Here is a 13669-nt window from a genome sequence, read left to right as displayed (position 1 = left end):
AGTTATCTAATTTTGTTGTCTTCTTTTATATTCAGTCTCCATATGCTCTTTGTGAAGTATAGGTGACACACTCTTATATAAAGCTAAAGTTACAGTGGATACTACTATTCCTTTAATGAAGTTGAAAGGGATAATAGACCAAATAATAAAAGTATTCAAATCTGTAATATTATGATTTACTTTTGTTCCCATTCCTATAAAAGCAGTTATTGGAAGCCCTAATGCCTTTACATACAATGGTAGGACAACAAAATAATTTAATATTCCAGCAAAAACTGACATAACAATTGTCCCTATTAACAATGCAACAATAGCACCGTTCTTACTTTTTCGAATCTTATATATATACCCAGATACTAATACCAAACAGGATCCCACTAGAAAATTTGCAAGTTCTCCCACAAATGCTGTTTTACCTGCTAAAAATCCATGTAATATATTTTTAACAAGTTCAATAATAACACCTGCTATAGGTCCTAGCGCAAAGGCCCCCAGTAGAGCTGGCAAATCACTTATGTCTATTTTTAGGAATTCAGGAAATATTGCAATTGGTAACTCAATGTACATTAAAAGAAAAGCCATAACAGATAAAAGTGAAATTTTAATAAGTTTAACAAGTTTTTCGTCTCTCATTTTTATACCCCCTAATTGAATATTCTTCTAGGGATGGATACAATAAAAGCCCTGACACGTAACTATGTCAGGGCAAATTCACATATATCTCATCTTCTTTCATCCAGACTTTACTGTCGGCTTCGGAGTTAAACCGAATCTGCCTTACGGCTCGCGGGCTTTACCGCCGGTGGGGAAATTCGCCCCGCCCTGAAGATTATTAAATTTTTATTTTACAACTTAATTATACACATCTTAAGTTAATAAAGCAACTAATAATTACTGAGTTTTCATTGATAGTGATATTCTTTTCCTCTTCTCATCAACTTCAAGCACACTAACCTCAACTATATCTCCAACACTAACCACATCTAATGGATGCTTTACAAATTTATCCGATAGCTGGCTTATATGTACTAACCCATCTTGGTGAACTCCAATATCAACAAAAGCTCCAAAATCGGATACATTCCTAACCGTCCCCATAAGTTTCATCCCCGGCTTAAGATCAGACATTTGAACTACACCTGTTTTTAATATAGGCTTCGGCATTTCCTCTCTTGGATCTCTACCTGGCTTTTTAATTTCTTTAATAATATCTCTAAGGGTTGGAACTCCTATCTCTAACTTTTCTGCTACCTCTTTAATATTAATATCTTTTAGTCTCTCATCCAAATCTTTAAAATTCAAAGATTTAAGATCAGCTTTAGTATACTTAAGAGATTCTAATAATTTTTTGGCAGCAATATATGACTCAGGATGAACTGAAGTGTTATCTAAAAATTCTTTACTATCCATAACCCTTAAAAAGCCTGCACATTGCTCATAAGCTTTTGCCCCTAATCTTTTAACTTTTAATAATTCTTTTCTAGCTTTAAACTTACCATTCTCTTCTCTATAAGCTACTATATTTTGAGCTATAGAAGCATTTATCCCTGATATATAAGATAATAATGACGGTGTTGCTATATTAAGGTCTACACCAACCACATTAACACAGTCTTCAACTACCCCTTTTAAGGATTCATCAAGTTTTTTAGGTGCAACATCATGTTGATATTGACCAACTCCAATAGCTTTAGGATCGATTTTTACAAGTTCAACTAATGGATCTTGTAGTCTTCGTCCTATAGAAATGGCTCCCCTAATAGATACATCTATGTCTGGATATTCTTTTGATGCAAGTTCTGAAGCAGAATACACTGACGCCCCAGCTTCTGAAACTATAACATAGTACAAATCTTTTGAGCATTCTTCTTTTAGTTCTTTAATTATTTGAGCAAAAATTTCTTCAGACTCGCGACTAGCTGTTCCATTACCCAGAGATACCACCTCTACATTATGCTTCTTTACTAATGCTTTAATAATACCTATAGATTTTTGAATACCGTCCTTGCTACCTGCTGTAGCATATACCGTAGCTATATCTAGAACCTTCCCTGTCTCGTCTAGTACTGCTATTTTGCACCCAGTCCTAAACCCAGGGTCAAATCCAAGCACTACCTTTCCTTTTATAGGAGACTGCATTAAAAGAGCCTTCAGATTAGCTTTAAATATTTCAATGGCACCAATTTCACCTTTTTCCGTTAGCTGAGACCTTATTTCTCTTTCGATTGACGGAAATATAAGCCTTTTTACAGAGTCAACTATGCTTTCCTCTATATACTTATCAGTTTTAATATTTCCCTTTAAACATTTGTTCTTTAAATAATCAACGATTTTTTCATTATCAACTTTAATTTTTACAGAAAGTATCTTACTATTCTCACCTCTATTTATTGCAAGAATTCTATGTGGAGGAATAGTCCTAACACTTTCTTTATACTCATAATACATTTCAAATGGAGTAGTATCGTCACTTCCACCCTTAGTTTCTACAATCCCTTGATTTTGAACCAGTGCCCTAATCCACTTTCGAAAATTAGCTTCATCCGAAATCATTTCACTTATAATATCTCCAGCACCCTTTAGTGCATCTAGTGCTGTGTTAACTTCTTTTTCCTCACTTATGAATTCTTCAGCATACTCATCAATATCACCTTTAAACTCTCCGCTGAAAATAATTTCTGCAAGAGGCTTAAGCCCTTTTTCCATTGCAATGGTAGCTCTAGTTCTTTTCTTAGGCTTAAAGGGTCTATATATATCCTCAATTTCAGTCAAGGTCTCACATTTATTTACTGATAGCTCAATTTCCTCGGTTAATTTTTCTTGTTCTCCAATTAAACGAATTACATCTGCTTTTCTTTCTTCTAAATTTCTAAGATATATAAGTCTCTCAGTGAAATTTCTAAGAATTATATCATCAAGTCCCCCAGTTACTTCTTTTCTATATCTAGCTATAAAAGGGACTGTGTTCCCTTCATCTAATAACTGGATTACATTTTCAGACTGCTGCTTTGTTATTCCAAATTCTTTAATCAATCTATTCTCTACATTCACCATACTTTTTCGACTATTTTTCAATACAACTAAATAGTCAGTCCTCCTCTCAAATTTATATTTTACTTCGCGAAATTAACATATTTAATCATACCACCATTTCTATACTCATATTTATATAAAAGATAGAAATTTTAGGAGAGATATATGAAAAATTTAATATGTTCTTTTTTTCTAACCCTTTGTATTTTATTATTTTATTATAGCTCACATATATATTATACCCTATATAGATTCAATGCTACAAATGTGTACCAAAACATAAAATATATCTCTTCAGACCAATTTAAGGGACGACTTCCTGGCACTTTAGAAAATCAAGAAATAGCTATTCTTATTAACAAGTCATTTAAAAATAGCGGCCTTTCCCCTTATAAAGGAAAGGAATTTCAAAATTTCAAAGTGCTATACCCTAGGAAAACTGAAAATAGCCCGTATTTAAGTGTACGAGATACAAAAGGCAATCTATTAGAAGATTTTGTTTATAGTAAAGATTTTAAAGAAGATATGTTAAACTTCAAAGTCAATAATTTAACCTTCAAGCAAAATAATGTTACAGAAATAACCAATGATTCCCTTAAAGTTCATACCGCCGATGGCCCTTTCGTGTTCTTTGTTCCACCTAATAATGATTTATCCTTTAGAAGTTCCTTTATTTCCACTTCCAATTATAACATGTATATTATGATTACTAAAGAAACGCTTATAAAACTTAAAAATTTATTAGAAAGCAATTGCATAGTTGATTGCCTTTTACCTTATGAGACCTCAGAAACTAGTGTAAATAACGTTATGGGTTATTTAGAAGGCAGCGATACCTCTGCCTCACCAATAATTGTCTGTGCGCATTTTGACCATCTAGGTACCGATCTAAATGGCACCATATATAATGGTGCTCTAGATAATGCCTCCGGTCTTTCCTTCATGCTAGAAATGAGTAAGTATTTAACTTCACTTGGCAAACCCTCTCGAAGCATTCTTTTCTTAGGGTTTAACGCAGAAGAGTTTGGGTGTTTAGGTTCAAACCAATTTGTCACAGAATATAAGGATGATATAAAAGATAGTAAAGTATTTAATTTTGATATGATTGGAAGCAATAACGCTGTACCCCTATGCATAATGGGTGGAAAAGAAGATACCGATAAAACGCCTTTTATAGAATCAGTTTCAAATACTTTAAAATCCGAAAAAATAACTTTTGATTATCTTTTTGAAGATGCTAGTGATCACGATGGCTTTAGGCATGAAAATATTGATGCTATAACTTTCTGTGACAATGATATGACTAGGATACACACCCCTAAAGACACTTTCGAGCATATAAGCTTGTCTTCCATTGAAAGATGTTATAATGTAGCTTCAAAAGAGATTGTAAAATATACTTTTAAAAATAGCATCATTATTATATATTATAAAGAATGTTTCCTACTCTCTATACTAAGTATCCTTATATTTTCGTTGCTTTATAGGAAGATTAACAATGAAAATCTCTAAGAACAATTTAATGCCCCTAATAAATAAAAAATCCAGTAGAATAATTATATTCTACTGGATTTTTTATTTATTTATTTATTTGCCTTAGATACGCCTCAATAAAAATGTCAATGTCCCCATCCATAACTGCATCTACATTTCCCATTTCCGTATTAGTTCTATGATCCTTGACTAAATTATATGGATGGAATACATAGGATCTAATCTGGCTCCCCCATCCATTATCTTTTAAATCACCCGTTAAGTCTTCTATTTTATCCTTTTTTGCTCTTTCCTTTAAATCTAAAAGCTTTGCCATTAGCATCTTCATTGCAGTGTCTTTATTACTATACTGGCTTCTCTCATTTTGACACTGAACAACTAAGCCTGTAGGCAAATGCGTAATTCTTACAGCTGAATCAGTTTTATTTACATGTTGCCCTCCAGCGCCTCCTGATCTATATGTATCAACCCTGAGGTCTTCAGGCCTTATCTCAATGTCCTGATCTTCAGTAAGCTCTGGAAGCACTTCACATGAAGCGAAGGATGTCTGCCTCTTACCATTTGAATTATAAGGTGAAATTCTTACAAGCCTGTGCACTCCCTTTTCAGTCTTTAAATATCCATAGGCAAACTCACCAATAATTCTTAATGTAACTGCTTTAATACCTGCCTCATCAGATGACTGATAATCTAAAACTTCTATTTTATATCCCTTTTTTTCACACCATCTTGAGTACATTCTATAAAGCATTTCCGTCCAATCTTGAGCGTCATTTCCACCTGCACCAGTATGCAATGTTAAAATCGCATTATTTTTATCATATTTCTCAGATAGTAAAATTTCTAATCTAAATCTATTGGTGTCATTCTGGAGTTCCCTTAATTCGCTTTTTATTTCTCCCATAGAAGAATCATCTTCTTCCTCTTGACTTAACTCAGTAAGCACTTCTAAATCTTCTATTCTACTAATTACTCCATTAAATCTATCTATTTTATCTTTAATGCCCTTAGCCTCTTTAGTAACTTCTTGTGCCCGAGAAATATCTTCCCAAAAACTAATTTCCTGCATTTTAAACTCAAACTCCCCTAATTGCTTTTCCATAGATGTTATGTCAAAGAGACACCCTTATTTCTTCTACGTTACTTTTTAACTTAGTTATTTCACTTAATATTTGTTCCATTTGTATTATCAATTAATACACCTCACTCATTTTATTTATTTCAAAGGACCTTCTAAAAAAAAGGAATGAGCAAGAATTAATTGCTCACCCCTTTTATGTCAAAATTTAAAGTTGCTTTCTATCGTTACTATCCCCTACCGCAGCAGTTTTTGTATTTTTTCCCTGATCCACAAGCACACTCATCATTTCTTCCTTGTTTAGCTTGCTTTTTTATTGGATCTTTTTTAAGAGAGTCATCGTGATTTGTTGATGTAATTTTGGCAACCATCTCTCTTTCAGGTGCTTTCTCAATTTGTACATGAAATAAGTATTTAACTGTTTCTGTCTTAATTGTCTCAATCATATCCGCAAACATGTCGCTACCTTCCATTTGGTACGCTTGTGTTGGATCTTGTTGCTTGTAAGCTCTAAGCCCAATACCTTGCTTTAAATGCTCCATATCATCAATATGATCCATCCACTTACTATCTACTACCCTTAGAAGAATAACTCTTTCAACTTCTCTTATTTGCTGCTCACCAAAATGTTGTTCTTTCCCAGCATACATTTTTTGAGCTATATCCAAAAGACTTATTTTAATTTCTTCAACAGTAGTTTTAGAAAGCTCATCTACCGATACTGTACCTTTGGGCATATATATTTCTTCAATATAGCTAATAAGTTTTGATAATTCTTCTTCAAAACTTTCCTCATGTCCACTAATATGTGAATCAACTGCACCTATGACAACATCTTTTATCATTTCCTCAATTTGTCCTTTTAAGTCTTCTCCTTGAAGAACCTCTGTTCTTTGTCTATAGATTATTTCTCTTTGTTGATTCATTACATCATCATATTTAACAACATTTTTTCTTATATCAAAATTATTTCCTTCAACTTTCTTTTGCGCACTTTCTATAGCACCACTGACCATTTTACTTTCAATAGAATCTTCATCAGTTAATCCTAATTTTTCTACAACCCCTTGAAGCCTTTCGGAACCGAATATTCTCATTAAATCATCCTCAAGTGATATATAAAACCTAGAGCTTCCTATATCTCCTTGACGACCAGAACGCCCTCTAAGCTGATTATCAATACGCCTAGATTCATGTCTCTCAGTTCCAATTATCTTAAGTCCACCAGCTGCAACAACACCTTCTTCAAGCTTAATATCTGTACCACGTCCTGCCATGTTAGTTGCAATGGTAACCATACCAAGCGCGCCGGCATGGGCTATTATTTCTGCTTCTCTTTCATGGTATTTAGCATTAAGTACTTGATGAGGAATTCCCCTTCTTTTAAGCATCTCAGATATTAGCTCTGATTTTTCTATACTTACAGTACCTACAAGAACAGGTTGTTTTGCCTTATATGTTTCAACTATTTCATCTATTATAGCCTTATATTTACCTTTTACAGTCTTATAAACTAAATCTGGGTTATCAATTCTTGTAAGCGGCATATTAGTAGGTATAACTAATACATCTAGTCCATATATTTCTCTAAATTCTTCATCTTCTGTAAGTGCTGTACCAGTCATACCTGATAATTTTTTGTACATTCTAAAATAGTTCTGGAATGTAATAGTTGCAAGTGTTTTTGACTCTTTCTCTATCTTTACGCTCTCTTTTGCTTCAATTGCTTGATGTAATCCATCACTATACCTTCTACCTTCCATAAGTCTTCCAGTAAATTCGTCCACAATGATAACTTCACCATCTTTATCCATGTAATCTTTATCTTTTTTCATTATGTAGTTTGCTTTTAAAGCCTGAACTACGTGATGTTGTACACCCATATTTTCTGCATCAGCATAATTTTCTATATGAAAATACTTTTCAGCTTTATCTATTCCCTCGTCGGATAATATTACGGAAGAAGTTTTCTCATCTATAGAATAATCCGCTTCTTTTACCAGCCCTTTTACAAAATAATCTGCTACTTTATAGAAATCAGTAGATTTTTCTCCTTCTCCAGATATTATAAGTGGTGTTCGAGCTTCATCAATTAATATTGAGTCGACCTCATCTACAATTACAAAGTTTAATTTCCTTTGGACTTTTTGTTCACTATGAACAACCATGTTATCTCTTAGATAATCAAACCCAAATTCATTATTTGTTCCATATGTAATATCTGCATTATATGCCTCTTTTCTTTGAGTTGGATCTATATCATGAATTATTACGCCTACAGAAATCCCTAAAAATTCGTGTATTCTTCCCATCTCATCTCTATCTCTTTTTGCGAGATAGTCATTAACTGTAATTATATGAACTCCATTTCCTGTTAATGCATTCAAATATGACGGAAGTGTAGCCACTAAAGTCTTTCCTTCACCGGTTTTCATTTCAGTTATTCTTCCTTGATGAAGTATTATACCACCAATTAGTTGTACTCTAAAATGCTTCATTTTGAGAACTCTCCATGAAGCTTCTCTAACTACAGCAAAAGCTTCAGGCAATATGTCTTCTAAAGTCTCTCCACTATTTAACCTAGTTTTAAATTCTTCTGTTTTTGCTCTAAGTTCTTCATCGCTTAAACTAGTCATTTTCGAATCTAGTTCTTCAATCATGTCTACAGTGTCGTTTATTTTTTTTATTTCTCTATCACTATAACTACCAAACATCTTATCAAAAAGTCTCATACTATTCATCCTCACAATTCATTTTTCTTTAAAATATACACTTGTTAAGTATATCACTTAATTCTTAGCTATTCAACTTATACTTCCCATAAATTTTGTAAATAAATTCAATGATTTTATATCATATTTTTTTAAAATTAAAAAAGGATTAAAGTAGATATTCACACTTTAATCCTTTAAACTTGGTATATCTTTTTAGAATTCTGATTCTATCAAACCATAATTTCCATCTTTTCTTTTATATACTACGTTAACCTCTGAAGTATCGTCATTCATATATACGAAAAAGCTATGACCAACTAATTCCATTTGAAGTACTGCTTCTTCTGCTGACATAGGCTTGAACGCAAATTTCTTTGTCCTTACTATTTTGATATCATCATCATCTTCAATATTTTCATATTTGGGAATACCCTGAAATTTAAGAGAATTTCCATGAGCCCGTTTTTCTAATTTTGTTTTATGTTTTCTAATTTGTCTTTCTAATTTATCAACAGCAAGGTCTAAAGAAGCATACATATCATCATTTTGCTCTTCTGCCCTTAAAATAACTCCATTAAAAGGAATTGTAATTTCTATGGTGTGTCTATTCTTTTGAACACTAAGCGTCGTCTTAGCTTCCACATCCGGATTAAAATACCTATCAAATTTGGATATCTTCTTTTCTATAATATTTTTCAAGGCTTCTGTTATCTCAATATTTTTTCCTATCACGTTAACTTTCATACTTACAGCCCCTCTCTAATGTATATATACTGCTTTATTAAAAGCATGTTATATGTTGTTATAAGTATTGTATTACTTTTCATCTTAAAAAACAACCACTAAATTTAGAATTCACATAATATTAACGCAATTTAAAGTAAAATAACTCAATATGCCTTATTATTACCCTGTTTATTGAGGTATCCTACACATTGTCTTCAACTGAATTTTATGATATTTTTTTTTACATTAATTAAGTCATTTTTTGCGTCTTAATATATAAAAACTCCTAATATAATATCAGGAGTTTTTATATATTAAGTTAGTTGACCTGGTCTTTGACCCCACACTCGCCTGCTGGAGCTTTTGCTACTCGGATTTAACCTCTCACTACTTACACTCTCGCCTATTATGGCGGCAGGACTAACCTCTAAGCCGCACCATGCTCACTAAACTTTGTTTAACTTACGTGGATCGTTTCGCCTGCGACTGGCATCGACTTTCAACCACAAACCTAACTTACTACACTAAGAATTATACTCTACTTTTAGCTATAGTCAATATGCAAACATTGCCTATTTTACTTTTTTTCAAATTGCTAGCACAATGAAACGCAGTAGCCCCAGTGGTTATAACGTCATCAATAAGTAGTATTTTTTTATTTATCATATGATCATTTGCTTCAATTGCAAAGCAGGTCTTCATATTTTCCCACCGCTCTTCACCATTTAGACCAATTTGATCCTTCGTATCCATAATTTTAATTAAATTGCAAATAACTGGTATATCTAACCACCGCGATAAATAATTTGCTAAAAACTCACTTTGGTTATACCCTCTATTTTTCAGTGCGCTTTTTGTCATAGGTACATATGCTATTAAGTCAAATTGCAAATTTTTTTCTTTTATAAATTCCAACATATACCTAGCCAAAATTTCTCCACAGATAAAGTCACTTCTATACTTAAGTCTAATGATTAACTCTTTTACAATATTTGAATAGTAAAATACTGACAAAACTAGATACCTTTCATCATTATTCCCTATATAAAAATGATCTTCGCATGGCCTCAATTTTTCCCTACATTTAGTACATAATGGTTCGATTTCTTCACTATATCCACTACAGATTACACAACACTCGTCCCCTGAATATATAAGTCGTGCTAAACAATAAAGTATGTTTTTTATATATTTAATAATCCTTTGTCCCACGCTTTCTGATTAAATTTTCTAGCCATACTTCTAGCTTTATCCATTTCTTCAGTTTCAATATTAGCTAAAAATATCGCTTCTCCCCTTTGTACATTCTCATTTCTTCCAACCTTACTTGATAAATATAATAATTGCTTATGATTAAATTTAATATCATCCGCAAAGTAAACTATAACATCAACTGCATCAAATACTAGATAACTTTCTTCAAAATCATTAGTTACTATTATGCCCTTATGTTGCTTCATAAACGATATTAGAATATCAGCAGGACTTTTCTTTCTAATAAATAAAAATAGATTTTCACTTAGCTTCTCTTTAAAGTTACTTAGATACTGAAATACCGCTGTAGCTTTTTCTTCATCGGGTGTAAAAATTATCACCTTTCTATTAGATATAATTGACCATTTTAAGTATTCATATACTACTAGTGGTATGTCAATGCTTAAATTTATTCTTGTAGTTATAATTCTAGGTTCTATAATCGGAATTTTATTATTCTTTAGAGGGAACATAATTGGAGCATACTCGCTTAGGATAGTCTCTACGGAATAAGCTATTGCCGTGCCATCCTCTTTGCACATTTTTAGTAATACTTCTTTTATTTGTAATTCGCTGTATTTAGGAAAACTCCTAATATCGTTATAAATAACCAAATCAAATTTCTCTAAAAGTTTTGACGCATTTTCGTAATTGCATATATGTAAATACTCATTTAACCCGTTATACTCACAATCGGAATAACATATATCCACGCCTAAATTAGTATATTTTTCTAAAAAGTGAATAATATCAATACTGGGCTTCTCTTCATTAGTTATATACAACATGTTTTTCTTTTCATTGGCATATTTAATTATAGTTTCAAGCAATATATCAGAAGAATTGTAAAATACAGATATAACATCTATTCTTTTTTTTCCAATCAAAGAATATCCTAAAATTTCTTTGCTAATTGTATTTTTTTCTTTACCAAGGTTCAATTTCGAATAGAAAAACATATAAAATACCCTCCACAGTTGTGATTTATTTCAACAGGACTTAGCCAGACCTAATTTTCATCAAGACTTAAGTTCTCATCTACTATCTGTCTTATTCGAAATCTTAGCGCAGAATATCTTTCGAAACTTCTGTTATTATCTTTCATAAAACTAATAGCCTTTATCTTACCTACTAAAATAACCATATTTTTAGCTCTAGTTATTCCAGTATAAAGCAAGTTTCTGTTCATCAAAAGCGGTGGTCCCATAAACATAGGCATAATTACAACTTGAAACTCACTTCCTTGGCTTTTATGAATTGTAATAGCATATGCTAGAGCTAATTCATCTAAATATACCCCTTCATATTCCACACGTTTATTATCATCAAAAACAACTATAACATTTTCATTATTATCATCAATATCGTAAATATACCCTACGTCGCCATTAAAAATCCCAGTACCTTCTTCAGCCTTTGCAGTAGTTTTATTCCACTTTATAGAATAGTTGTTTTTAATTTGCATAACCTTATCCCCTACCCTAAAAATAGTATTTCTATAGTCCTTTTCTTTTTTATTTTTAGATTTTGGATTCAATATTTCTTGAAGCCTTTCATTTAAATTTTCTATACCAAGTATTCCTTTTCTCATAGGTGATAGTATTTGAATATCCTTCATTTTATCCCATTCTTTATTAAATTTAGGTAGTCTTGCGTTAATTAAGTTAATTATACTATCTAATGTTTTTTCCGGATCATTATTTTCAATAAAATAAAAATCTTTACCCCTTTTATTTAAAATAGGCATCTCACCATTATTAATTTTATGAGCATTCACAATAATCATGCTTTCTTTAGCTTGCCGAAAAATTTCATTGAGTTTCACTACTGTAACACATTTGCTTTCAATAATGTCCCTTAATACATTCCCCGGTCCTACAGACGGCAATTGATCAACATCACCAACAATTATAAGCCTAGTCCCTATACTTATAGCTTTGAGTAGGCTGTTCATAAGCATAATATCTATCATAGATGCTTCATCTATAATGAGCACATCACAATCTAAAGGCGATTCCTCACTTTTAAAAAACTGCGTTCCATCATCACCACCCATACCAATCTCAAGTAACCTATGTATTGTTTTTGCGGCGTGCCCGGTAGTCTCTGTCATTCTTTTAGCAGCGCGTCCAGTAGGTGCAGCCATGAGCACTTTCATTCCTGCTCCTTCAAATACTTCTGTTATACAGTTGATTATAGTAGTTTTCCCTGTTCCAGGCCCCCCTGTTATAACTTCCATACTATGCTCTACGGCACCACAAATAGCAGCCTTTTGAGACGTTGCAAATTGTATGTTTTTTTCTTGTTCAAATTCTTTGATTTTATCTTCAATATTTATATTAAGCGCATCACACTGAGCTACAGATAAAGTTATAATTTTTTTAGTTACCCCCAGTTCACAATAATAAAAAGGTATAGTAAATGCACATTCTTCTTCATCAATATTTTCTACTTTTAATTTTCCTTGTACTACATTATCATAAACATTACTCTGTATTTCCTCATCAGAAACTCCCAGAATATTTTTAGCCTGATTGTATAATTTCTTTAAGGGCATATAAGTATTTCCCATAGTACAAAACTCATTAACCACATAATTTATTCCACTTTGTATTCTAAAAGGAGATTCTTTATTGATTCCTAAACTTTGTGCTATCCTATCGGCAATTTTAAACCCAACACCATCAATGGTTTCAGTTAACACATATGGATTCTCCTTTACTACTTTTATAGATTCTGCGCCATATTTTTTATATATTTTAACGCATTGATTAGGTGTTACTCCATAAGTTTGAAGAAATATCATTATAGTTTTAACTTCTCGTTGCTTAGAATAAGACTGAAAAATCAGTTCTATTTTTTTTTGTCCTACACCATCAATCTCTTTTAATTTTTCAATTTGGTTATCTAGTATATTCATGGTGTCTTCACCAAATCGCTGTACAATTTTTTTAGCAGTTACTGGTCCAATTCCTTGAATTACTCCTGATGCTAAATATTTTTCCACACCCACAATTGAACTCGGGATTACTTCCTCACATAAAGTTATTGTAAATTGCTTCCCAAATTTAGGGTGAGTATTCCAATCCCCTGTTAATTTTAGATTCTGGCCTTCACTAATATATGGCACAATGCCAACAATCGTTATTTTCTCTTTATTATTATTCAAATGTGCAATTATATACCCATTTTCATCATTATGAAATACTATATCTTCAACGGTTCCTTGTATTTCTGGCATAAAATCTCTCCTACTTATAAATTTTTAAGATACCAATAATATTATTATTACTATTAGTTTTATTATATCATATGTATTTCATATGTATTTCATATTTTCATTTACAGTATACCCCTGTCTTAAGTTTTA

Annotated in this window: 9 protein-coding genes and 1 riboswitch; of the genes, 1 reads left to right on the top strand and 8 read right to left on the bottom strand. The window is 32.0% G+C overall.

Annotated features, from left to right (window positions below; translation table 11 throughout):
* Positions 1-6 precede the first annotated feature (6 nt).
* Both ACREWB_RS10995 and ACREWB_RS10990 read right to left on the bottom strand, forming a co-directional pair.
* Positions 7-633: an ECF transporter S component gene (locus tag ACREWB_RS10995; RefSeq protein ID WP_431547483.1), complete on the bottom strand. Its 627-nt coding sequence runs from the start codon at positions 631-633 to the stop codon at positions 7-9.
* An 87-nt stretch (positions 634-720) separates the two neighbouring features.
* A riboswitch (FMN riboswitch) is annotated at positions 721-834 on the bottom strand.
* A 57-nt stretch (positions 835-891) separates the two neighbouring features.
* Positions 892-3054, bottom strand: coding sequence for a Tex family protein (locus tag ACREWB_RS10990; protein WP_431547605.1), 2163 nt, complete (start codon positions 3052-3054; stop codon positions 892-894).
* A 144-nt stretch (positions 3055-3198) separates the two neighbouring features.
* Between ACREWB_RS10990 and ACREWB_RS10985 the strand changes: the two genes are divergently transcribed.
* A complete protein-coding gene (locus ACREWB_RS10985) occupies positions 3199-4545 on the top strand; it encodes a M28 family metallopeptidase (RefSeq protein ID WP_431547482.1) in 1347 nt (448 codons plus the stop codon).
* Positions 4546-4612: 67 nt separating this feature from the next.
* On the opposite strand, the gene prfB is transcribed toward ACREWB_RS10985, so the two are convergent.
* The 6 genes from prfB to recD2 form a co-directional block, all read right to left on the bottom strand.
* Positions 4613-5720 (bottom strand): peptide chain release factor 2 gene (gene prfB, locus ACREWB_RS10980; RefSeq protein ID WP_431547481.1). Its coding sequence is split into 2 segments (ribosomal slippage): positions 4613-5641 and positions 5643-5720, totalling 1107 coding nucleotides; the frame shifts between segments, so codons are not numbered across the junction.
* Between the two features lie 115 nt (positions 5721-5835).
* The gene (secA, locus tag ACREWB_RS10975) at positions 5836-8337 is read right to left on the bottom strand and encodes a preprotein translocase subunit SecA (protein WP_431547480.1); all 2502 of its coding nucleotides are present in this window, start codon (positions 8335-8337) and stop codon (positions 5836-5838) included.
* A gap of 195 nt (positions 8338-8532) precedes the next feature.
* A complete protein-coding gene (gene hpf, locus ACREWB_RS10970) occupies positions 8533-9063 on the bottom strand; it encodes a ribosome hibernation-promoting factor, HPF/YfiA family (RefSeq protein WP_431547479.1) in 531 nt (176 codons plus the stop codon).
* A gap of 513 nt (positions 9064-9576) precedes the next feature.
* Positions 9577-10257, bottom strand: coding sequence for a ComF family protein (locus ACREWB_RS10965; protein WP_431547478.1), 681 nt, complete (start codon positions 10255-10257; stop codon positions 9577-9579).
* Complete coding sequence (locus ACREWB_RS10960; RefSeq protein ID WP_431547477.1) at positions 10230-11258, bottom strand: hypothetical protein; 1029 nt, start codon at positions 11256-11258, stop codon at positions 10230-10232. Before ACREWB_RS10960 ends, ACREWB_RS10965 begins: the two co-directional genes overlap by 28 nt.
* 50 nt (positions 11259-11308) lie before the next feature.
* Positions 11309-13540 carry an SF1B family DNA helicase RecD2 gene (gene recD2, locus ACREWB_RS10955; RefSeq protein WP_431547476.1) on the bottom strand — a complete coding sequence of 744 codons (2232 nt, stop codon included), beginning with the start codon at positions 13538-13540 and terminating at the stop codon, positions 11309-11311.
* Positions 13541-13669: the final 129 nt, after the last annotated feature.

The sequence above is a fragment of the Clostridium sp. genome, assembly GCF_050717635.1.
GTDB lineage: Bacteria > Bacillota > Clostridia > Clostridiales > Clostridiaceae > Clostridium_AD.
Note: the sequence above shows the minus strand (reverse complement) of the source record. Positions and strands in the feature narration are given on the sequence as shown.